This is a genomic window from uncultured Pseudoteredinibacter sp., assembly GCF_947502065.1.
GTDB lineage: Bacteria > Pseudomonadota > Gammaproteobacteria > Pseudomonadales > Cellvibrionaceae > Pseudoteredinibacter.
The window spans coordinates 34,923-56,461 of sequence record NZ_CANMYE010000012.1 but is presented as its reverse complement, the minus strand read 5'-3'; the positions used below and the strand labels follow the sequence as shown (position 1 = coordinate 56,461).

Sequence of the window (21,539 nt, the reverse complement as noted above, 5' to 3'; positions counted from 1 at the left end):
ATGGCAGAAGCAGAAAAGTTGGTACGCACGCTGACTGGTAAAGTTGTAAGTAACAAGATGGATAAAACCATTACTGTTCTTATTGAGCGCCGCGTTAAGCACCCGATTTACGGCAAGTATGTTAGTAAGTCATCTAAGCTGAAGGCCCACGACGAACAGAACGAGTGCAAGATGGGTGATGTTGTAACCATCTCTGAGTCTCGTCCTTTGTCAAAGACTAAGTCTTGGGCTCTGGTTAAAATCGAAGAGCGCGCTGCTGAAATTTAATTCAGTAGTGTGCATTAGAGTTTCGGAGACGAACGATGATTCAAACAGAATCTTACTTAGATGTCGCTGATAACAGTGGTGCTCGCCGTGTAATGTGCATCAAAGTGTTGGGCGGTTCTCACCGTCGTTACGCGTCTGTTGGCGATATCATTAAGGTAACGGTAAAAGAAGCCATACCTCGCGGTAAGGTAAAGAAAGGCCAGGTCATGAAGGCTGTTGTGGTACGCACCAAAAAAGGTGTTCGTCGCCCTGACGGTTCTCTGATCAAGTTCGATGACAATGCTGCTGTATTACTGAATGCCAGTGATGCTCCAGTGGGTACTCGTATCTTCGGCCCTGTAACTCGCGAGCTCCGTGGTGAGAAGTTCATGAAAATCATCTCTCTGGCTCCTGAAGTACTGTAACGGTACGACAAGCTAGGTATTGAGGACAGGGTAATGCGTAAGATTAAACGTGAAGATGAAGTGATTGTTATCGCTGGCCGCGACAAGGGCAAGCGAGGCAAAGTCGTTAAGGTTTTGCAAGACGATCGCCTAATCGTATCCGGTGTGCAGATTGTTAAGAAGCACCAGAAGCCAAACCCACAAGCAGGTGTTGCGGGCGGTATCGTTGAGAAGGAGGCCCCTATTCAGGCTTCTAACGTAGCGATATTCAACCCAGCTACCCAGAAAGCTGATCGGGTTGGTTTTAAAATCCTTGAAGATGGAAATAAAATTCGCATCTTCAAATCCAACGGCGAAGCCGTAGACGCATAAAGCAGACGGTAAAACGGTAAGAGTAAAATGGCTAAGTTGAAAGAACTTTACCAGAGCGAAATTGCTGCCCAGCTTAAAGAAGAGCTAGGTTTGGCAAACGTGATGGAAGTGCCGCGCATCACCAAAATCACCGTCAATATGGGTGTTGGTGAAGCTATTGGCGACAAAAAGGTTTTGGAAAACGCAGTTGCTGATCTAGAGAAAATCTCTGGTCAGAAAGTTGTTGTTACCAAAGCTCGTAAATCTATTGCTGGTTTCAAGGTTCGTGAAGGATGGCCGGTAGGCTGTAAAGTAACCTTGCGTCAGGATCGTATGTACGAATTCCTAGAGCGCTTGGTTTCTATTGCTATCCCACGTATCCGTGACTTCCGCGGCATCAGTCCTAAGCAGTTTGATGGTCGTGGTAATTTTTCCATGGGCGTGAACGAGCAAATTATCTTCCCTGAGATTGACTACGATAAAGTAGACAAGCTACGTGGTTTAGATATTTGCATCACCACCAGTGCTCGCACCGACGAAGAAGGTCGCGCACTGTTGAAAGCCTTCAACTTTCCTTTCAAAGGCTAGGGTAGAGTCATGGCTAAGAAATCTATGATTGCACGTGAAGCTAAGCGTGCAGCTACAGTGGCAAAGTACGCAGCTAAGCGTGCGGAGCTAAAAGCGATCATCGCCAACCCAGAGAGCTCAGAAGAAGAGCTTTGGGAAGCCCAGGTTAAGCTGCAGAAGTTGCCACGTGATGCGAGCCCAGCTCGTCAGCAACGTCGCTGTCGCGTAACCGGTCGCCCACACGCGGTTTACCGCAAGTTTGGCCTGTGTCGTAACAAGTTACGTGAAGCTGCCATGCGCGGTGATGTACCTGGCTTGGTTAAGGCCAGCTGGTAATTTAGATCGCTGAACCTAGGAGCAGATTCCGATGAGCATGCAAGATCCTTTAGCAGATATGTTGACCCGCATTCGTAACGGTCAGCAAGCTGCAAAAACTGAGGTAACCATGCCTTCTTCTAAGTTGAAGGTTAGTGTTGCACAAGTTTTAGAAAACGAAGGTTACATCAGCGGTTACAGTGTTGCAGAGGGCGCTAAGCCTGAGCTAACTGTTGAGCTGAAGTACTTTGAGGGCAAGCCAGTTATTGCTGAGCTTGACCGTGTAAGCCGTCCAGGCTTACGTAACTACGCTGGTAAAGATGGCCTGCCAACCGTACGCGGTGGTTTGGGTGTCGCTATTGTTTCTACCAGTAAAGGTGTTATGAGCGATCGTGCTGCCCGTGCCCAAGGCATTGGTGGTGAAGTTCTTTGCACCGTATTTTAATTTAACTTTTTTTAAAAGTTTTATAGGAAATCGTAATGTCACGAGTTGCAAATAGTCCGGTTGAAGTACCTGCTGGCGTGACTGTCGACCTTAAAGGTCAAGACATCACTGTTAAAGGCAGCAACGGTACTTTGGCGCTAAGCGTTCACGATAAGGTTGAAGTTAAATTGGATGATTCCAAGTTAAGCTTCGCTGGTCGTGACAGCGCCAAGCAGTCCCGCGCATTAGCGGGCACTACCCGTGCATTGATTAACAACATGGTTATTGGCGCAAGCCAGGGCTTCGAGAAGAAGCTTATTCTTAACGGTGTTGGTTATCGTGCAAAAGCAGCGGGTAACACTGTAGACCTGACTTTGGGTTTTTCTCATCCTGTTGTTTACACCTTACCAGAAGGTGTAAAAGCTGAGACCCCAAGTCAGACAGAAATTGTTCTGAAAAGCGCTGACAAGCAATTGCTTGGTCAGGCGGCCGCAGAAATTCGCGCCTTCCGTCCACCAGAGCCTTATAAAGGTAAGGGTGTTCGTTATGCCGATGAGTATGTGCGTCGTAAAGAAGCTAAGAAAAAGTAGGGCATAGGTCATGAGCGATAAAAAGCAATCTCGTTTGCGTCGTGCACGCCGCACCCGCGCTAAAATTCGTGAGTTAGGTGAAACACGTTTGTGTGTTAACCGTTCACCACGTCATATTTATGCACAAATCATCGCCGGTAACGGTGGCCAGGTTTTGGCCAGCGCTTCTACTCTTGATAAGAGTTTGCGCGGTGGTAAAACTGGTAACGCTGAATCAGCTGCAGCTGTTGGCACTTTGATCGCTGAGCGTGCAAAAGCCGCTGGCGTTGAAAAAGTAGCTTTCGACCGTAGCGGTTTTAAATATCACGGTCGCGTTAAAGCTTTGGCTGACGCTGCTCGTGAAGCTGGCTTAGAATTTTAAAGGTTGAGATATGGCTAACGGTAAAAAAGAAGACGCCAACACAGAAGGCCTGCAGGAAAAGCTGGTTCAGGTTAACCGTGTTGCTAAGACTGTAAAAGGTGGTCGTATCTTCGGCTTCACTGCACTAACTGTAGTTGGTGACGGTAACGGTAAAGTAGGCTTTGGTCGTGGTAAAGCTCGTGAAGTGCCTGTTGCTATTCAAAAAGCAATGGAAGCTGCGCGCCGCAACATGATTCAGGTTGAGTTAAATGGTGATACCATTCAATACCCAACCAAAGGTCGTCATGGTGCCTCTAAGGTATACATGCAGCCAGCCTCTCAGGGTACTGGTGTAATTGCTGGCGGTGCGATGCGTGCCGTTTTGGAAATTGCCGGTGTTCAGAACGTACTAGCTAAGTGCTACGGTTCTACCAACCCTGTAAACGTTGTGCGAGCTACTTTTGAAGGCTTGAAGGCAATGGCTTCTCCGGAGTCTGTTGCAGCCAAGCGCGGCAAGAGTGTTGAAGATATCTTGAACTAAGTTTTTAACTTAGTTCTTAAAGAGCTGGTAAATAACCATGGCTAAGAAAACAGTTAAAGTTACTCAGGTTAAGTCCACTAATGGACGCCTGCAGTCCCATAAAGCCTGTGTTGCAGGCTTGGGTTTACGCCGTATTGGTCACACTGTTGAAGTTGAAGATACGCCTTCAACTCGCGGTATGATCAACAAGGTAAACTATTTGGTTAAGGTAGAGGGAGAGTAAGACTATGCGTTTAAATACTCTAAGCCCCGCTCCTGGCCGCGTTAAAGATCGTAAGCGCGTAGGTCGCGGTATCGGTAGCGGTGTAGGTAAAACTGGTGGTCGCGGTCACAAAGGTTTGAAGTCTCGTTCTGGCGGTAGTGTTCGTCCAGGTTTCGAGGGTGGTCAAATGCCTTTGCAGAAACGCCTTCCAAAATACGGTTTTACTTCTCGTATTGGTCGCGTAACCGCTGAAGTTCGTTTAGCTGAGCTAAACAAAGTTGAAGCAGAAGTTATCGATCTGGAAGCTCTAAAGGCTGCCGATTTGGTTAAGCAAAACATGAAGCGCGCGAAAGTGTTCTTGTCTGGCGAGCTGACCAAAGCTGTGACCGTTAAAGGTCTTGCAGTAACTAAGGGTGCCAAGGCTGCGATTGAAGCGGCTGGCGGCAAGGTCGAAGAATAACTTTGTTAACGCTTACGGCTAAGTGAGGTAGCGATGGCAACGGCAAAGATGCCATTAGCGAATCAGAAAGGACTAGGCGAGCTTTGGGCTCGCCTTCGTTTTCTGTTTTTAGCGATTCTGGTTTATCGTATCGGCACCCATATTCCTGTTCCGGGCATCGACCCTGATCAGGTAGCGAACCTCTTTAATCAGGGCAAGGATACTATCCTTGGCCTGTTTAATATGTTCTCGGGTGGTGCACTAGAGCGTATGAGTATCCTGGCATTGGGTATCATGCCATATATCTCTGCCTCGATTATTATGCAGTTGATGTCTGCAGTATCGCCCAGCCTTGAACAGCTGAAGAAAGAAGGCGATGCAGGACGTCGCAAGATCAGTCAATACACCCGTTATCTAACAGTAGCACTGGCCCTTGTACAAGGTACTGGTATGACTGTTGGTATGGCGAGCCAGGGCTTAGCCTACGGCGGCGGTGGAATGTCTTTCTACATTGTGGCGATTACCTCTTTGGTAACCGGTGCAGTATTTATGATGTGGTTGGGCGAGCAGGTGACAGAGCGTGGTATCGGTAACGGTATTTCCATGTTGATCTTTGCGGGCATTGTTGCTGGTTTACCAGCAGCTATTGGTCAGTCCTTTGAGGGCGCTAAGCAGGGTGATATCAATATTTTGATGTTGCTGGCAATTACCTTTTTGGCAATTGCTCTGATTTGGTTTGTGGTTCGTATGGAGCGCGGTCAGCGTCGAATTACGGTTAACTACGCTAAACGTCAGCCTGGTCGTGGTGCGCAAAGTAGTCATCTACCACTGAAAATTAATATGGCTGGTGTTATTCCTGCCATTTTCGCCAGCAGTATTCTGTTGTTCCCAGCCTCTGTAGCTCAGTGGTTTGGTCAGGGCTCAGAAGGTGTTGCTGCCGAAGTATTACAAGAAGTTGCCCTTTGGTTAGGGCCTGGTCAGCCGTTGAACTTTATTTTGTTCACCGCGATGATCATCTTCTTCTGTTTCTTCTATACGGCGTTGATGTTCAACCCGCAAGAAGTTGCAGATAACTTGAAGAAATCCGGCGCGTTCATTCCTGGTATTCGTCCAGGTGAACAGTCCGCAAAATATATTGACAGTGTTTTGACTCGCCTTACGGTAGTTGGCGCTGTTTATATTGCCGCGGTGTGTTTGTTACCTCAGTTCTTGGTAGTAGCGGCTAATGTGCCCTTCTATCTAGGTGGTACTTCACTATTGATCGTAGTAGTGGTGGTCATGGACTTCATGGCCCAGGTGCAATCACACTTGATGTCTCATCAGTACGACTCACTGATGAAGAAGGCTAACTTAAAAGGCTACGGCAACTCCCGCTAAGGGAAGGGTCTAGCTTCGCAAAGAGGTTGAAACATGAAAGTTCGTGCTTCAGTTAAAAAGATGTGCCGTAACTGCAAAGTTGTACGTCGCAATGGTGTTGTTCGAGTAATCTGCAGCGCCGAGCCACGTCACAAGCAGCGTCAAGGCTAACAGAAAGCAGTTCATCACTGCCTTCTGCTTTGGGGGCGTTGACTGTCGCCCGGGGGGAAACCTCCGGGCTATTGCATTTGTGCGGCTTTATCGGTATCCTTTCGCGCCTTTTGGTGCTGAGGGAGCTGTTAATTGCTGTCAGCGCTACAATTTATATGATATGTGGAGTATCTAGATGGCTCGTATAGCTGGTGTAAACATACCAGATAACAAACACGCCGTTATCTCTCTGACCTATGTTTTTGGTGTAGGTAAGACCACCGCACAGCAGATCCTTGCTGCTACCGGTATTGCAGAAACGACTAAAATCGGCGAATTGTCTGAAACAGAAATGGACGCGATTCGCGCCGAAGTAGGTAAAATCACTGTAGAAGGTGACCTGCGTCGTGAAATTTCCATGAACATCAAACGTTTGATGGACTTGGGTTGCTACCGTGGTTTGCGTCATCGTCGCAGCTTGCCGCTACGTGGTCAGCGTACTAAGACTAACGCTCGCACCCGTAAGGGCCCGCGTAAGCCAATTAAGAAATAAAGGTTAGGAAGATCGTTATGGCTAAGCCAAGCAAAACTACCCGTAAAAAGGTAAAAAAGACGGTCGTTGATGGCATCGCCCATATCCACGCCTCTTTTAACAACACAATCGTGACTATCACAGATCGCCAGGGCAACACCCTGAGCTGGGCTACCGCAGGTGGTTCCGGTTTCCGTGGTTCACGTAAGTCTACCCCTTTCGCTGCCCAGGTTGCTGCAGAGCGCGCTGGTGAAGCTGCAAAGGACTATGGTTTAAAGAACCTAGACGTTGAAGTAAAAGGTCCAGGACCAGGCCGTGAGTCTGCAGTTCGTGCCTTAAATAACGTTGGATATAAAATCTCCAACATTACGGACGTAACACCCATTCCGCACAATGGTTGTCGTCCTCCTAAGAAACGTCGCGTATAAGGGGGCTTAAAGAAGATGGCACGTTATATCGGACCAACTTGTAAATTGGCTCGCCGCGAAGGAACTGATTTGTTCCTTAAGTCTGGCGCTCGCCCATTAGATTCAAAATGTAAAGCTGAAACCGCACCTGGTGTACACGGTGCTCGTCGTGGTCGTCTATCTGACTACGGTGTTCAGTTGCGTGAAAAGCAAAAAGTTCGTCGCATTTACGGCGTACTAGAAAAGCAGTTCCGCGGTTATTACAAAGAAGCAGCCCGTCGTAAGGGTGCTACTGGTGAAAACCTGCTTAAGCTGTTGGAATCTCGTTTAGACAATGTTGTATACCGCATGGGTTACGGTGCTACTCGCGCTGAATCTCGTCAGTTGGTATCTCACAAGTCAATCACTGTTAACGGTCAAGTAGTAAACATTGCTTCTTACCAAGTGAAAGAAGGTGACGTTGTTGCTGTTCGTGAAAAGTCTAAAACTCAGCTACGTATTCAGAATGCATTGGCAATTGCTGCTCAGCGCTCTGAAGTAGAGTGGGTTGACGTAAACTCGGACAAGAAGGAAGGCACTTTCAAGCGCGTTCCAGATCGTGCAGATTTACCTGCAGAGATCAACGAGAACCTAATTGTTGAACTTTACTCCAAGTAACGGACTAACCTAAGGTATGGCTATGCAGAGTGCTGTAAACGAATTTTTGACCCCGCGTCACATTGATGTTACCGACACCGGCCCAACTCGCGCCAAGGTTGTATTAGAGCCTTTAGAGCGTGGTTTTGGTCATACCCTTGGCAACGCCCTACGTCGTATTTTGTTGTCTTCAATGCCAGGTTGTGCTGTCACTGAAGTTGAAATCGACGGTGTATTGCACGAGTACAGTGCAATTGAAGGTATTCAGGAAGACGTTATCGAAATCCTGTTGAACCTAAAAGGTGTTGCCGTGGTTATGCACGGTAAAGATCAAGCGGTTTTGACCCTGAGCAAAAAAGGCCCAGGCGTAGTTACTGCTGGTGATATCCAAGTTGATCATGAAGTAGAGATCAAAAACCCAGACCACGTTATCGCTAATATCACTGGCGACGTTGAGTTGAGCATGAAGTTAAGTGTTGCTCGCGGCCGTGGTTACCAGCCTGCTGATGCACGTCGTAGTGATGACGAGGAAACTCGCGCTATTGGCCGTTTGCAGCTGGATGCTTCTTTCAGCCCAGTTCGTCGCTTGGCGTACTCTGTAGAGAGTGCACGTGTTGAGCAGCGTACTGATCTGGATAAGCTGGTTTTGGATTTAGAAACCAACGGTACTATTGACCCAGAAGAAGCGATTCGTCGTGCAGCTACTATTCTGCAGCAGCAGCTAGCCGTATTTGTCGACCTTGAAGGCGAGAAAGAAGCTGAGCCAGAGCAGAAAGAAGAAGAGATCGATCCAGTTCTATTGCGTCCTGTGGACGACTTAGAACTAACTGTTCGCTCTGCTAACTGCTTGAAAGCTGAGAACATCTACTACATTGGTGACCTGATTCAGCGCACCGAAGTAGAGTTGTTGAAGACGCCGAACCTGGGTAAGAAGTCGCTTACCGAAATTAAAGACATCCTAGCTTCTCGCGGTTTGTCTTTGGGTATGCGCTTGGAGAATTGGCCACCAGCCAGCCTACGTGCTGACGACTAAGCCAAATTCAACGCTTAAAGTAATATGGTTGGCATTTGGCCCAGCCAATGCCAACGTTAATAGCGCCTTCGATGTAAATTGAAGGCCCAAATGAAGGATTTAGAGTCATGCGTCATCGTCATAGTGGCCGTCAACTGAATCGCAACAGCTCACACCGTAAGGCTATGTTCAAGAACATGGTTTCTTCATTGGTTGAGCATGAGTTGATTAAAACAACCTTGCCTAAAGCGAAGGAACTGCGTCGTCACGCTGAGCCTTTGATCACTTTGGCCAAGGAAGACAGTGTAGCTAACCGTCGTTTAGCTTTCGACCGTCTACGTAACAAAGAAGCTGTAGGTAAACTATTTTCTGTATTAGGTCCTCGTTATCAGGATCGTCCAGGTGGTTACCTACGTATCTTGAAGTGTGGTTTCCGTACTGGCGATAAGGCCCCAATGGCCTACGTTGAGTTGGTAGATCGCCCTCAAGTTGAAGCGGCTGCTGAAGAAGAGTAAGCAAACGTTTCTAAAGAAACCGGCATATCTCATTGAGAATGCCGGTTTTTTTACGCCTAAATTTTATGAATTTGGAGTTTTGCCTTTTAAATTAAATTGCATAATCAATGGTTAAATAATCAAATTTGGTCAGTTAGATTAAATTTTTATGACACTGTTTACTAATTGAGACTATCGCCGACACTTGAATGGGTACCGCAGCTATTGCCAAGGAGGCAAACATGACTTTGCGTATTAGCCATAGGCTTGGAATTCTAGTCACAATGTCTATTGGTGTATGTATCTTTGTATCGTTTATGGCTTGGACTAAGATACGCTCTGAAGTCTCATTTGCAAAAAGTCTCAGCCAGCAGCGTCTAGAGCCCGTTTGGATTCTAGAGGAGCTTTCGCGAGTTTATAGTCATGAGATTAGTGACACCGCTCACCAGCTTCGTGCGCAGATGATTTTTTGGGGTGAGGGTGAGAAAACAATACTGAAAGCCGATCAGCATATTAGAGAACTTTGGGATAAATTCAGCGAGCGTTCTCTGACCTCTGAAGAAGAAAAGCTTCTTTCTGAGATTGCTCCGGCGGTTGAGCAATCGTTATCGACCATCAAGGAGCTTGAATCAAAAATACAGTCTAAATCTACATACGAGCTCGGCCAGTTTGTAGACATGAAAATGTATCCTGGATTGCAGCCGTTGTTTGAATCTCTCGATCAGCTAATAGAGCAGCAAACGCAACTGGCTAAGGCCGAGCAAATTGCCGCTGATCAACGGCTCGCGGATACTACCAATCAAATTTTAATTTTATTATCTGTACTTACTATTTTTCAATTGGCGCTAAGCCTATGGCTTAGCCGTAGTATATTACGGCCACTGGAAAGTATTCGCGCGTCCGTGGCGGGGATCATTCAGAGTATGGATTTTTCGGGCCGTGTTGCAGTGACTTCAAAATGTGAAGTTGGCGAATTGGGGCAAGACGTGAATCAAATGATTGGTGTCTTGGATCAGTTGTTAGCTTCGCTGCGCCCTATAACGAAGCAGTTGCAGGATTCTGCCGGTGATTTAGTTAATGGTGCAAAGAAAGTTGATGTTCAAGTGGAGCTTCAGAACCAAGAGCTTCTTGGCGTCCAGCAGTCTGTCGATAGTGTTTTCAAGGCAGGGCAAGATGTTCTAAATACAGCTCAAGCTAGCAACGAAGAAACTAAGGCTGCAACAGATGCAGCGGCGATTGGGTCGGAGCGCTTAGCTAAGACGATCGATGCCATAAACCAGCTCGCAAGTATCGTACAGCGTTCCTCCAATGATATGGCAAAACTATCCAGTAGTAGCGAAGCCATTGGTGGTGTGCTCTCAGTTATCAGTGAAATTGCAGAGCAGACAAATTTGTTAGCGTTAAATGCTGCCATTGAGGCGGCTCGAGCAGGAGATCAAGGTCGAGGCTTTGCTGTGGTGGCTGATGAGGTTAGGCAGCTAGCGCAACGGACGGCCAGTTCGACAAATGAAATTCAAGCCATGGTGGAGGCCATACAAGCCAGCAGCCATGAAGTTTCGAATTCCTTAGGTGACAGTGTGCAGGCAGCCAGCAAAAGTGTTGAACAAGCTGAAGCTACCGGCGAAATTATTGAGCAAATTCTTCAGGCAATTACTTTGATTGCAGCGCAAAGCGGGGGTATTTCAAGCAGCTCTAAACAGCAGATTGATTTATCTAAATCGTTGAGTGCTCAGGCTGCAAAGCTGTCTGATCTTAGTCTGCAAACCGCTGGTTTAGCTGAGGGTTCATCAAAGGCCAGTGAAGTGGTTTCAGAGATTTCCTTAGGTTTATCAGAGCAGCTAAGCACCTACCGCCACTCCTAAAGCAAATCGCCCTCTTTAAAGAGGGCGATTGATCTACTCGTTTTAACTTTAAAAGCTAAACCGGCGCCGCTAGCGACATTAGCCAGGCGCAAAGCATAGCGCCGTAAGTTCCAAGCGCATAACCCAGTACGGCAAGTAAAACACCTACTGGCGCTAGTGAGGGGTGAAAGGCGGCTGCAATAATGGGTGCTGAAGCGGCACCCCCAACGTTCGCTTTACTACCAACGGCTAAGAAAAAGAAAGGAGCGCGTATCATCTTAGCAACGATGATTAGAAGTCCAGAGTGAATGCTCATCCAAATGATACCTACAAGTATCAATCCTGGTTGTTCGACAATTTTCATAACATCCATTTTAGTGCCGATGATCACCACCAACAGATAAATAAACAAGCTGCCAAACTTAGAAGCACCCGCGCCTTCGAGTTTATTAAAGCGTGTAAAGCTGAGCCCTAGCCCCATGGTGGTTGAGACGATGACAATCCAGAAAAAGTGATTGGCTAGAATGCTATCGGAGGTCGCAGGAATGGCTTTAAAGAAAGGCGCTAGTACATCACCAAGTAGATGACAGAGGCCGACGGTTCCAAAAGCAATGGCGAAGATGGCAGTTAGCCTAGGTAGGTCTAGCTCCAGCTTTTCGCGGCCGTGATACTCTTCTAAGCGACGCTTCACGTCATCAATAGCAGTGGTATCCGCTCCAAGCCAGCGATCAACTTTAGCGTTGTTACCCGCCCCCCAAAGTAGAAAGGCCATCCAAATATTGGCAACGATAATATCGACAGTAACCATGGCCGAATAATTGGCTGGGTTATATTGGTATAGCTCTAGCATCGCGGCTTGGTTAGCACCGCCGCCAATCCAGCTACCGGCAAGTGTTGCAAGGCCTCTCCAAACCGCCTCCGGGCCGACGCCCCCAACTGTTTCCGGGCTAAAGGCAGACATTATTAATATAGCCAGCGGGCCACCGATTACGATGCCCACGGTGCCCACTAGAAACATAATAATGGCTTTATCGCCAAGTCGCATAATGGCCTTTAAGTCGATACTTAGGGTCATCAAGACTAGGGCAGCAGGCAGGAAATAGTTTTTTGCGATGGTCCAAAGACCAGAGCCCTTAGAGGAAATAATGCCGAACGTGTTCAGCAGCGAGGGAATCAGATAGCAAATCAACAGCATTGGAACGATGCTATAAAAACGCTTCCATCTCGGGCCGGCATTGTTGGCAGTATGCATGATTAAGGCAAGGATCAACGCTAGCAGGCCGAAGCTAACGGCATCATTGGTAATCAGTGGGCCGGTTGAATTCATAGTTATTCCTCAGCTCTCGATGGAGCCTTTTTGTTGTAGTAGTTTGAACCCGCTTAGCGGCTTCAAAAGCTCTGTATTACTAAACGAAAGACTACGCCTTTGCCTCCTTTTACAGGAGTATTGGTCGTCCGGATGACCTCTAATCCCAGTAAATAAGGAGTGTTCAGTTGGTTTGTTGGTACTTACTATTGATAAGCCCTACACAGTGTGTGCCCCAGCTAAAACTGATTCTTAAATCTACAAAAAATACATTGATTTACTTGTAAGGTATTAATTTAAAGGTTAAATTAAACTTAAATTAACGCCAGATAAAAATAATGAGGTGAATCATGAGCACAAACCACTACTTTCATCGCGACCACTTTAAGCTAGGCACCTTCTCTGCAAACTGTTCAGGCGGTTTGGCGGTCACCAAGGTGCCCGAGCGTTGGGATAACAGTTGGGAGAACAATCTGCAGATGGCTAAGATGGCCGATGAAGCGGGTTTTGATTTCTTGCTGCCTATCGCTCGCTGGATTGGCTACGGTGGCGACACCAACTTCCATGGCAATGTTTTGGAAACCATCACCTGGGCAACTGCTTTGTTAGCTCACACCAAAAACATTCACGTATTTTCTACGATTCACACTTCCTGCAATCATCCGGTGGTATTGGCTAAGCAGATTGCCACTATGGATCATATCGGTGGCGGTCGTGCGGGCCTGAATGTGGTGTGCGGCTGGAATCGTCCTGAGTATGAGGCTTTAGGTCAAGAGCTGCCAGATGACCATGAGACGCGCTACGCCTATGGCCAAGAGTGGTTTGATATTGTGAAGCGTCTATGGAAAGAAAATGATGCATTTGATTATGACGGTGCTTGGCACAAGCTAAAGCAGACTTACTCGTTGCCGCACCCGGTACAAAACAATGTGCCTATTTTTAATGCGGCGGGCTCCGCCCAAGGGCGTGATTTTGCTGTCAATAATGCTGATTTTCTATTTACCCCAGCGATGGATCTTGAAAAAACCACACAGGATATTAAAGATATCAAAGCAGCTGGAAAGAACGTTGGTCGTGACGTGGGAGTGCTAACCTTGTCGTTCTCTGTTTGTCGCCCTACACAAAAAGAGGCTGAAGAGTATCATCGCTACTACGCTGAAGAAAATGCCGATTGGGCTGCGGTAGATAATATCACCCGCATCATGTTTGAGAATGCTGAATCTTTCCCGAAAGATCAAATTTTACAAATGAAACAAGCAATGGCTACGGGCCACGGCGGCTTCCCGCTAGTAGGTGATCCAGATACCGTAGCCGATGGCTTAGAATCGCTTCACAATGCTGGATTCGGCGGCAGTGTTTTGGGCTTTGTGGATTACGTTAAAGAGATGCCGTATTTCATTCAAGAAGTTGTTCCGCGTTTGGAGCGCAAGGGTATCCGTATGCCGGTCACTACTGACAGCTAAAGCGTCTTTTGTCTTAGCTTAGTTAATTAGCCTTTTTATAAAAGGCTAATTGGTGAACAAAAAAGCACAACAGCGGGTGCCTCTGTTGTGCTTTTTGGTTATTCTAGGGGTGAAGTTTTAACACCAAGGAAGCCAATGAACAATAACAATGTAACTAGCCAAGATAACAACGAAATTCTAGATAAAAAATGGCACTTGGCAACGGATACCCATGAAGTCGCTCTAACTGAGTTGGAGTTCGCCTTGTTTCGGATATCCGAAGCCTTCGAGCGCTGGCAGTCGGACTGTTTAGCCTGTTGTATAGAAGGAAACTTTAGTGGTACGGATAACGCTCTGCTACATATGATTCGTATGCACGATCGTCCAAAAAGTATTTCTGATTTAGCTCGCTTGTTAAACCGTGATGATCTGTCGAACCTGCAGTACAGTTTGCGCAAAATGAGCAAAGCAGGTTTGATTGAAAAAGCCAAAGGTGACAGTAAAAAAGGTGTTACCTATCAGGTGACGGAAGTGGGGATGCAGGTTACTGATCGCTATGCTAAGTATCGCCAAGAGTTATTGCTTAGCTTGACAGGCTCAATCGCTGAGTTTGAAGGCAAGTTAAATGGCGCAACTCAAGCCCTTAATTTAATGGTGGGTATGTACGATCAAGCTGCATGTGTGGCGGCGTCTCACAAAGGTAGCTAAGACGTAATTTGGAAAATAAAAAACAGCTTAATGTGTTCATGGAGTTTAGCCAGAACGCCTTAAGCTGTTTTTTTTATGTCTGGGTCTATGCCTGCCGAGCTAGTTTAATCAAGAGTTGCTTTCAGAAAATAATTGATCCTCCAGGCTAAGCCCCTTTTTAAGCTGTTGGTATTCAATGCCTGAGTGGGCTAACAAATCCAGCAGCTGGCGATCGAAACCCTTTTCCTTAGCGTCGTAGCGAATCAAAAGATGCCTTGGATTGCGGCTGTCTGCGCGCTGAAAAGAAGGAAGACGGCTAAGTTGTTGATGTAGTTGCTCGGCTTGTTCTTGGCAGAGCTCGATGTCAATAACTGCGCTACTGCCAGTATCGCTTTGATGGTTTTGGTGCTCTTGTAAAACCCCTTGTTCAATATACAGCACGCGTTGGCAGAGTTTTTCTAGCTCGGCGATATTATGCGAGCTGATAATAAATGTCTGCTTGTGCGACTGCTGCTCGATAATATTGCGAATTAAACGTGCGTTGTTTGGGTCAACACCTGCAGTTGGTTCGTCAAGTAATACCAACTCTGGATCGCCAATTAATGCCTGCGCAAATAGCACGCGCTTATTCATGCCGTGGCTTAACTGCTGAGGTTTTTTATCCGCTGATTCCGCCAGATCAACAAGGCCTAGAACTCTTAAGGCCTCTTGTGTTGCAGCAGCGCTACTAAAGCCTTGCAGGCGCGCCAGAAAGCTAAGCTGTTGCACAATGCTTAGCTCTCTATCTAATTGGGCATCTTGTGGCAGGCTGCCGATTCGGCCTTGAATCTTAGGGCTGTCGATGGGCTCTCCGAGTAATTTAATGTCACCACTGCTAGCTTGTATGTAGTTACAAAGCAGGCTAAAAAAAGTGGTTTTACCCGCGCCATTGGGCCCGATTAAGGCAATTGGGCTGCCTTTATCCAAGTGCAAATTCGTCGATTTTAAAGCCTCAACAGTACCGAAGCTTTTGCTTAGATTTTGACATTCCAATAAGCTCATATGTCTTGCCTCTTCCATAACCAAAGAGCCAAAACTAATACCCAGCTGCTTTGCAGGATCGGCAGGCCAATTGCCGGTAGGCACTCGCTGGCGGAGCACTGTTCTAATAATTGACTGTGAGAGCCAGGTAATAAATTATCTACAAGGGCAAATGGTGCAAAGCTGTTTGCGAGTGAAGAGAATAACCAGCCTACAATAACCAACCCAATAAATGCGAGCAGTAATGAACGAATAGGGCTAGATGCAAAAATACTGCTCAAGCTCATTAACGCAATATAGGGCAGTCCCAGAAAAAATAATAATAGCCACATCACGATTGCGCCGCCGAGGCTAGCTTCAAAGCCGCCGCTTTGACGGCTTAAGCTAAGTGCCAGGGTGCTAAAAATGGCGATAGCGAGAATACCGGCGAGTATCGCAGCTTTGGTCAAGCAGCGGCCAAGCACAACACTTAATCGATGGCTGCGGGCTTGCCAAAAGCGTAAGCGTCTAGTTTGGCGGTCTTGGATTAATAAGTCAGCGCTAAGCAGCATTACCAATAATGGTAAACACAGCTCAAGCAGATACCAGCAAATTGCTAATTCATAACTTGGCCAATCAAAGCGTTGCAGCAATTGAAGTTTATCTAGAATCAAGAGGCTGATACCGCTTTCTTCACCGCTTTCTATCAGGCGTGTGCTTGCCAGAATAACGTAGCGCAGTACGAGGCCCCAGGCGATAAGGAAGCTGCCACCAAACAAAAGCCATTTAAAACTGCTAAAGTTTCTTTTTAAATCATAACTGGCATGAAGTAGAGAAGCCCGGCCAAAGCTTGGCGGGGCATGCAGATTATTCAAGGTGTATCCTTATTCTTGATTCTTATTGTGTCGTAAGCCTGCAGTCAACGAATTTTGCTAGGCTAAATTGCGCGGTTTGCTATCCTGTTGCGCAGCGCTAAGTTCTGACCAGCGTTTTTCAATGGCCTGCTGGATACCTTTAGCGTCTAGTTGTTCTTTTTCTAGCAATTGCTGTGGTTTACCGTGATCTACATAGCGATCATCCAGCCCCAGTTGTAATATCGGCAAGCAAATACCTTGGCTATTTAAAAATTCGCTGACAGCACTACCAGCGCCACCGGCGATAGCGTTTTCTTCAATAGTGACGAGCAGCTGATGGCTGCTGGCAATTTTTAGAATTAGCTCTTCATCGATTGGTTTTACCCAGCGCATATCGCATAGGCTGGCATCAACTGCGGCCGTGGCTTCTTTCGCCGCTTGCAAGCGTGTACCGAAGTTTAAAATGGCAATGCGATTGTTTTTGCTTTGGCTTAACTGCTTGCCCTTACCGATAATGACCGTATCAAGGTTTTCTTCAATACTGACGCCAACACCGTTGCCACGAGGGTATCGAACAGCAGATGGGCCATTGTATTGATAAGCGGTGCTCAACAACTTGCGACATTCATCCTCGTCGGAAGGTGCCGCGATAATCATATTGGGAATGCAGCGCATAAAGGTAAGGTCAAAACTGCCTGCATGGGTAGGGCCGTCTTCACCAACTAGCCCGGCTCGGTCAATGGCAAAGGTAACATCAAGGTTTTGCAAAGCGACGTCGTGAATTAATTGATCGTAGGCGCGTTGCAAAAAGGTCGAATAAATAGCGACTACCGGTTTTTGTCCTTCACAGGCCATGCCGGCTGCTAGTGTGACCGCGTGTTGCTCGGCAATAGCAACATCGTGAAACCGTTCACTGTATTGCTCGGCAAATTTCACCATGCCAGAGCCTTCACACATTGCTGGGGTAATGCCGATTAATCGTTTATCCGCGGCAGCTTGGTCGCATAACCAAGCACCAAACACATCCTGGTATTTGGGTGGTTTTGGCACAGCTGTTACCGGTGCGCTATTGGGCGCTTCAATTTTATTGAGCGCGTGATAGCCAACTGGATCTTCTTCGGCAGGGCTAAAACCTTTACCTTTTTGGGTTACGATATGAAGCAGCTTAGGGCCTTTGATATCCCGCAAATTTCTTAAATCGTGGACAAGGCGAGGCAGGTCGTGGCCATCAATTGGGCCGATATAGTTAAAGCCTAGTTCTTCAAATAAAGTGCCTGGCGAAACCATGCCCTTCATATGTTCTTCGGTACGGCGAGCAAATTCCCAGGCTTGCGGGATAGCGCTCAGCACTTTTTTGCTACCTTCGCGCATTTGGTTATAGGTTTTGCTGGCCCAAATTCTTGAGAAGTAAGTGGCTAAGCCGCCGACATTTTTGCTGATCGACATATTGTTATCGTTCAGAACGACCAACATATCAGTTTCAGTGTGGGCGGCGTGGTTTAAGGCTTCAAAAGCCATGCCTGCCGTCATTGCGCCATCGCCGATAATTGCCACAGCTTTGCGGCGTTGCTCGGGGGCTTGCTCTTGCTGAATAGCTTCTTGCTCGGCACCCAACGCCATGCCTAAGGCGGCACTAATGGAGGTGCTTGAATGGCCCACGCCAAAGGTGTCGAATTCACTTTCTTCGCGCTTTGGAAAGCCTGCTAAGCCGTCGAGCTGACGAATGCTTTGCATTTCTTCGCGTCGTCCAGTAAGAATCTTATGGGGGTAGGTTTGATGCCCTACATCCCAAACTAGACGGTCATCCGGGGTTTGATAAATGTAGTGCAGCGCAATAGTAAGCTCTACCACACCTAGGCCAGCGCCAAAGTGCCCGCCGGTTTTCCCCACGCTGAACAGCAGAAATTCACGCAATTGGCGCGCTAATTCTGGCAGCTGTTCTTCTTCCAGTTCACGTAATTGTGCTGGTGAATCGATGCTATCCAATAGGGGCGTCGATGGCCGCTCTAGGGGGATTTCTTTAAACATTCAGTACAAGGTCTCTAGGTTGCAAGGCAACCACATCATCAAGCTATCAGGGTTGTCACGGCCATGCTGTATTTGAGCTGGCGCGGAGGATCGCCCATTGTATTCGGCCCGGCCCGCCAACGCAAAGAACTGGCGGATAAGCAGACCTATTATTAGACGATTAATGTGATCTTTCGACGATATAGTCGGCCAAAGCGCGCAAGGCCTGAGCTTCGGGGCCAAAACCCGCTAAGGCCTGCTGGGCGTCTTGGCGTAGCTGCTCGGCCTTGGCTTGGGCTGCTGCCAGTCCTAGCAGCGATACATAGGTGGGTTTGTTGAGCTGTTCGTCTGCGCCTTGTTGCTTGCCAAGGGTGTCGGTATCAGCGGTGACGTCTAAAATGTCATCCTGTACCTGAAAAGCTAGGCCGATGGCGTCTGAATAGTCATCCAGAGCTTGCAGCTGGGCTACGTTGCTATTGCCAGAGGCGATAGCTCCCATGCGGATGGCAGCTCTAATAATGCGTCCAGTTTTTAGTTGGTGCATCTGCTCCAGCTGCGCAAGGCTAATGCGTTGATTAACCGATGCCAAATCAATGGCTTGGCCTGCTACCATGCCTGCAGCACCAGAGGCATAAGCCAATTCCTGAACTAATCTTAGTTTGATTCTATCAGGGCAGTTGGGGGTGTTGCTTAGCTCGCTAAAAGCTTGGGTTTGCAGAGCATCACCGGCCAAAATGGCGGTGGCTTCATCGAAGGCGATGTGACAGGTTGGCAAGCCGCGTCGCAGCTTATCGTCATCCATTGCTGGTAGATCGTCATGAATCAAGCTGTAGGCGTGCATCATTTCGATGGCCGCTGCGGCGCTATCTACAGTAGGATTCTGGCTGTTGCCGCAGGCCTCGGCGCCGGCCATTACCAACAAAGGCCGCACTCTTTTACCACCATTAGTTGCACTGTATTGCATAGCTGCGAGCAGTGTAGCTTGCGGGCAATTTGCACGGCTTAGCGCTTGGCTAATGGCTAAATCAGCGCGCTCTCGACACTGCTGTACATAGGCGGAAAAATCGAAACTCACAGAGGTACTTACCTTTTAATGGTGGATCAGCTCTCGCCGGCATCCTGAGTGTCAAAGGGCTGGCTCAATAGCTGACCTTGCTGTTCCATTAATAGCTCAACCTTTTGTTCGGCAGCGCTGAGCTCTTGCTGACATTGACGGGTTAGTTTCACGCCGTTTTCAAAGGCAGCAAGAGAGTCCTCTAGGCTCATATCACCAGCTTCCATGGCCTCTACCAGAGATTCTAGCTCGGCTAGAGAGGTCTCAAAACTCGGTTTTTTCTCTTTTGTCATAGTGCACTCAAGGCTAAGAAAAGAATGGCGCCACCCTACCTGAGGCTAGGAGCTTGGTCAATGCACCTTTAGCCGCAAAAAGTTGGCTGCCCTAATATCGTGCCAATGTGAAAGCAGGTGCCAAATTACGGGCTTAAGTTGCTGGCTGTACTACATTTTAAAGATAAGGGGTTAACTTGTCTTGGGAATGGCCGATATAAGCCATAGCGAAACCTATAAACCACTCATTCCTCATGATGAGTGCACGCTAAGGAGCAATCTGTGGATTTAGCAACCATAGTCGGTATTATCGGCGCCTTTGGTCTTATCATCGTCACCATGCTAATGAGTGGCGACTTAGGTATGTTTGTGAACATACCATCGCTGGTAATCGTAGTCGGCGGTAGTATTTTTGCGGTGATGGCCAAATTTGGCCTCGGCCAGTTTTTGGGAGTGGGCAAGATTATTGGTAAAGGTATGACCAATAAACTCGAGCAGCCTGGCCCTTTAATTGATGAAATTGTTGAGCTGGCAGATGCAGCGCGCAAAGGCGGCTTGCTGTCACTTGAAGGCAAAGAAGTGAGCAGTGACTTTTTGCAAAAGGGCATTCAGCTCTTGGTGGATGGTCATGATGCCGATGTGGTGAAGCAGCTGCTGAGCAATGATAAAAAGCTTGCTGAAGAGCGCCATAAGATCGGCTCTAACATCATGATGTCTATGTCCAGTATGGCTCCTGCGATGGGGATGATCGGAACCCTGATTGGTCTGGTGGCGATGTTGGCAAATATGGATGATCCCAAATCGATTGGTCCGGCAATGGCGGTAGCACTTTTGACCACACTTTACGGTGCGGTTATGGCGAACGCCTTCTGTGAGCCAATGGCTGACAAACTCAAATTGCGCGCCGCCGAAGAAGCGATGATCAAAAGTTTAGTGATCGATGCTTTGCTGGCCATTCAAGGTGGGCAAAACCCTCGTGTTATTGAATCAATGCTGCGCACCTATTTGCCGGAAGGCCAGCGCGAAGCATCTGAGTAGAGGGCTGACAGATGAGTGATGAAGAAGAGCAAAGTTGTGATTGCGTCGAAGGCCTCCCCCCGTGGATGGGGACCTTCGCGGACTTGATGTCTCTATTGATGTGTTTCTTCGTATTGCTATTGTCATTCTCGGAGATGGACGCACAAAAATTTAAGCGTTTAGCGGGTTCTCTCTCGCAGGCTTTTGGCGTGCAAACCAAATTGGCTGTGACAGATCCGCCAAAGGGTACCAGTATTATTGCACGTGAATTTAGCCCAGCTATTCCAGAGCCAACACCGATCAATGAGATCTGGCAAAAGACGGAAGATATTACCCAATCCAGTTTGGAGTTCGATCAGGCTAATGAGTTCGACATCGAAAAAGGTGAAGAGAATTTAGAAGCTGGTGTCGAGAAGGCCAGCGACAAAGAGCTGCAAGAAAGGCTTGAGGAAAAGCTCGAAGAGCTGGTGAAAGAAACCGAGCGTGATGCGGCTGTCTTAGCGCAGGCTTTGCAGGCACAAATTGTCACTGGTGAAATTGAAATTGAGACTATTGGGCGAAAAATTATTATACGAATTCGTGAAAAAGGCTCTTTTAAATCTGGCTCGGCTACCTTAACCGAGAAATATTTCCAGGTGTTAGAAGAGGTCTCGGCGGTGCTGGCAAAGCAAGCGGGTAAAGTACAGGTGCAAGGCCATACTGATGATTTACCAATTCGTACTAAACGATTTAGATCGAATTGGGAGCTGTCCACGGCGCGGGCAGTGTCGGTTGCTCATGCATTAATGGTGGGCAAGCGGGTGGCAGAAAATCGTTTCGAAGTGGCAGGTTATGCGGCAACGAAGCCCTTGGTAGAAAATACCAATCGTAAAAACCGAGCCAAAAATCGACGGGTAGAGATCATGATCAGCCAAGGCTTAGATGATGAGCTGAACGAAGAAGATAAGAAGCTTCTGCAAAATCAGGAAGGGCAGGACTTGTTACGCAACCTAGATTTAGAGCCACCAAATTATCAGTTTGAGTTAAAACCAAACGAAATATTTTAAATCAGCCG

At 47.5% G+C, this 21,539-nt stretch carries 29 protein-coding genes; 23 read left to right on the top strand and 6 right to left on the bottom strand.

Features of this window, described 5'->3' with window-relative positions:
• From rpsQ to Q1A41_RS18595, 19 genes are all read left to right on the top strand, one after another.
• Positions 1-267: a 30S ribosomal protein S17 gene (gene rpsQ / locus Q1A41_RS18685; RefSeq protein ID WP_299776262.1), complete on the top strand. Its 267-nt coding sequence runs from the start codon at positions 1-3 to the stop codon at positions 265-267.
• Between the two features lie 35 nt (positions 268-302).
• Positions 303-671 carry a 50S ribosomal protein L14 gene (gene rplN / locus Q1A41_RS18680; RefSeq protein WP_166843498.1) on the top strand — a complete coding sequence of 123 codons (369 nt, stop codon included), beginning with the start codon at positions 303-305 and terminating at the stop codon, positions 669-671.
• A 33-nt stretch (positions 672-704) separates the two neighbouring features.
• Positions 705-1,022 carry a 50S ribosomal protein L24 gene (rplX, locus tag Q1A41_RS18675; RefSeq protein ID WP_299776261.1) on the top strand — a complete coding sequence of 106 codons (318 nt, stop codon included), beginning with the start codon at positions 705-707 and terminating at the stop codon, positions 1,020-1,022.
• Positions 1,023-1,049: 27 nt separating this feature from the next.
• Positions 1,050-1,589, top strand: coding sequence for a 50S ribosomal protein L5 (rplE, locus tag Q1A41_RS18670; RefSeq protein ID WP_299776260.1), 540 nt, complete (start codon positions 1,050-1,052; stop codon positions 1,587-1,589).
• Between the two features lie 9 nt (positions 1,590-1,598).
• Entirely contained in the window at positions 1,599-1,904 is a 306-nt protein-coding gene (gene rpsN / locus Q1A41_RS18665) for a 30S ribosomal protein S14 (protein ID WP_299776259.1), read from the top strand.
• Between the two features lie 31 nt (positions 1,905-1,935).
• The gene (rpsH, locus tag Q1A41_RS18660; RefSeq protein WP_299776258.1) at positions 1,936-2,328 is read left to right on the top strand and encodes a 30S ribosomal protein S8; all 393 of its coding nucleotides are present in this window, start codon (positions 1,936-1,938) and stop codon (positions 2,326-2,328) included.
• A gap of 35 nt (positions 2,329-2,363) precedes the next feature.
• Positions 2,364-2,897 (top strand): 50S ribosomal protein L6, encoded by a 534-nt coding sequence (rplF, locus tag Q1A41_RS18655; RefSeq protein WP_299982179.1) that lies wholly within the window; start codon positions 2,364-2,366, stop codon positions 2,895-2,897.
• A gap of 10 nt (positions 2,898-2,907) precedes the next feature.
• Complete coding sequence (rplR, locus tag Q1A41_RS18650; RefSeq protein ID WP_299982176.1) at positions 2,908-3,258, top strand: 50S ribosomal protein L18; 351 nt, start codon at positions 2,908-2,910, stop codon at positions 3,256-3,258.
• A gap of 10 nt (positions 3,259-3,268) precedes the next feature.
• Positions 3,269-3,778, top strand: coding sequence for a 30S ribosomal protein S5 (gene rpsE / locus Q1A41_RS18645; protein WP_299776255.1), 510 nt, complete (start codon positions 3,269-3,271; stop codon positions 3,776-3,778).
• 37 nt (positions 3,779-3,815) lie between these two features.
• Complete coding sequence (gene rpmD, locus Q1A41_RS18640; protein WP_299776254.1) at positions 3,816-4,001, top strand: 50S ribosomal protein L30; 186 nt, start codon at positions 3,816-3,818, stop codon at positions 3,999-4,001.
• Between the two features lie 4 nt (positions 4,002-4,005).
• Entirely contained in the window at positions 4,006-4,440 is a 435-nt protein-coding gene (gene rplO, locus Q1A41_RS18635) for a 50S ribosomal protein L15 (protein WP_299776253.1), read from the top strand.
• Between the two features lie 33 nt (positions 4,441-4,473).
• Positions 4,474-5,796: a preprotein translocase subunit SecY gene (gene secY / locus Q1A41_RS18630; RefSeq protein ID WP_299776252.1), complete on the top strand. Its 1,323-nt coding sequence runs from the start codon at positions 4,474-4,476 to the stop codon at positions 5,794-5,796.
• Between the two features lie 33 nt (positions 5,797-5,829).
• Positions 5,830-5,946: a 50S ribosomal protein L36 gene (gene rpmJ / locus Q1A41_RS18625; protein ID WP_166843509.1), complete on the top strand. Its 117-nt coding sequence runs from the start codon at positions 5,830-5,832 to the stop codon at positions 5,944-5,946.
• Between the two features lie 175 nt (positions 5,947-6,121).
• On the top strand, positions 6,122-6,478 hold the full coding sequence (rpsM, locus tag Q1A41_RS18620; RefSeq protein WP_299776251.1) for a 30S ribosomal protein S13: 357 nt from the start codon (positions 6,122-6,124) through the stop codon (positions 6,476-6,478).
• 17 nt (positions 6,479-6,495) lie between these two features.
• The gene (gene rpsK / locus Q1A41_RS18615) at positions 6,496-6,885 is read left to right on the top strand and encodes a 30S ribosomal protein S11 (protein ID WP_166843511.1); all 390 of its coding nucleotides are present in this window, start codon (positions 6,496-6,498) and stop codon (positions 6,883-6,885) included.
• Positions 6,886-6,900: 15 nt separating this feature from the next.
• Complete coding sequence (gene rpsD, locus Q1A41_RS18610) at positions 6,901-7,521, top strand: 30S ribosomal protein S4 (RefSeq protein WP_299776250.1); 621 nt, start codon at positions 6,901-6,903, stop codon at positions 7,519-7,521.
• 22 nt (positions 7,522-7,543) lie between these two features.
• Complete coding sequence (rpoA, locus tag Q1A41_RS18605; RefSeq protein ID WP_166843513.1) at positions 7,544-8,533, top strand: DNA-directed RNA polymerase subunit alpha; 990 nt, start codon at positions 7,544-7,546, stop codon at positions 8,531-8,533.
• Between the two features lie 107 nt (positions 8,534-8,640).
• Positions 8,641-9,027, top strand: a complete 387-nt coding sequence (gene rplQ, locus Q1A41_RS18600) for a 50S ribosomal protein L17 (RefSeq protein WP_299982173.1) — start codon at positions 8,641-8,643, stop codon at positions 9,025-9,027.
• Between the two features lie 221 nt (positions 9,028-9,248).
• Positions 9,249-10,868 carry a methyl-accepting chemotaxis protein gene (locus Q1A41_RS18595; protein ID WP_299982170.1) on the top strand — a complete coding sequence of 540 codons (1,620 nt, stop codon included), beginning with the start codon at positions 9,249-9,251 and terminating at the stop codon, positions 10,866-10,868.
• A 55-nt stretch (positions 10,869-10,923) separates the two neighbouring features.
• Here the strand turns inward: Q1A41_RS18595 and Q1A41_RS18590 are convergent, their stop codons facing one another.
• Positions 10,924-12,174, bottom strand: coding sequence for a DUF819 family protein (locus Q1A41_RS18590; RefSeq protein ID WP_299982167.1), 1,251 nt, complete (start codon positions 12,172-12,174; stop codon positions 10,924-10,926).
• 329 nt (positions 12,175-12,503) lie between these two features.
• Between Q1A41_RS18590 and Q1A41_RS18585 the strand changes: the two genes are divergently transcribed.
• Complete coding sequence (locus tag Q1A41_RS18585; RefSeq protein WP_299982164.1) at positions 12,504-13,616, top strand: LLM class flavin-dependent oxidoreductase; 1,113 nt, start codon at positions 12,504-12,506, stop codon at positions 13,614-13,616.
• 135 nt (positions 13,617-13,751) lie between these two features.
• On the top strand, positions 13,752-14,303 hold the full coding sequence (locus tag Q1A41_RS18580) for a winged helix DNA-binding protein (protein WP_299982161.1): 552 nt from the start codon (positions 13,752-13,754) through the stop codon (positions 14,301-14,303).
• 108 nt (positions 14,304-14,411) lie between these two features.
• On the opposite strand, the gene Q1A41_RS18575 is transcribed toward Q1A41_RS18580, so the two are convergent.
• The 5 genes from Q1A41_RS18575 to Q1A41_RS18555 all read right to left on the bottom strand — a co-directional run bounded on the left by Q1A41_RS18575 (position 14,412) and on the right by Q1A41_RS18555 (position 19,489).
• Positions 14,412-15,323, bottom strand: coding sequence for an ABC transporter ATP-binding protein (locus tag Q1A41_RS18575; protein ID WP_299982158.1), 912 nt, complete (start codon positions 15,321-15,323; stop codon positions 14,412-14,414).
• Positions 15,320-16,156: a hypothetical protein gene (locus Q1A41_RS18570; protein ID WP_299982155.1), complete on the bottom strand. Its 837-nt coding sequence runs from the start codon at positions 16,154-16,156 to the stop codon at positions 15,320-15,322. The genes Q1A41_RS18575 and Q1A41_RS18570 overlap by 4 nt, the downstream gene beginning before the upstream one ends.
• Before the next feature lie 57 nt (positions 16,157-16,213).
• Positions 16,214-18,163, bottom strand: a complete 1,950-nt coding sequence (gene dxs, locus Q1A41_RS18565) for a 1-deoxy-D-xylulose-5-phosphate synthase (RefSeq protein ID WP_299982152.1) — start codon at positions 18,161-18,163, stop codon at positions 16,214-16,216.
• Between the two features lie 160 nt (positions 18,164-18,323).
• Positions 18,324-19,217 (bottom strand): (2E,6E)-farnesyl diphosphate synthase, encoded by an 894-nt coding sequence (ispA, locus tag Q1A41_RS18560; RefSeq protein ID WP_299982149.1) that lies wholly within the window; start codon positions 19,215-19,217, stop codon positions 18,324-18,326.
• A gap of 26 nt (positions 19,218-19,243) precedes the next feature.
• Positions 19,244-19,489, bottom strand: a complete 246-nt coding sequence (locus Q1A41_RS18555) for an exodeoxyribonuclease VII small subunit (RefSeq protein ID WP_299982146.1) — start codon at positions 19,487-19,489, stop codon at positions 19,244-19,246.
• A 261-nt stretch (positions 19,490-19,750) separates the two neighbouring features.
• Here Q1A41_RS18555 and pomA point away from each other — a divergent pair, with 261 nt between their 5' ends.
• Together pomA and Q1A41_RS18545 are read left to right on the top strand one after the other, a co-directional pair.
• The gene (pomA, locus tag Q1A41_RS18550; protein ID WP_299776239.1) at positions 19,751-20,506 is read left to right on the top strand and encodes a flagellar motor protein PomA; all 756 of its coding nucleotides are present in this window, start codon (positions 19,751-19,753) and stop codon (positions 20,504-20,506) included.
• 11 nt (positions 20,507-20,517) lie between these two features.
• A complete protein-coding gene (locus tag Q1A41_RS18545) occupies positions 20,518-21,531 on the top strand; it encodes a MotB family protein (RefSeq protein WP_299982144.1) in 1,014 nt (337 codons plus the stop codon).
• Positions 21,532-21,539 lie beyond the last annotated feature (8 nt).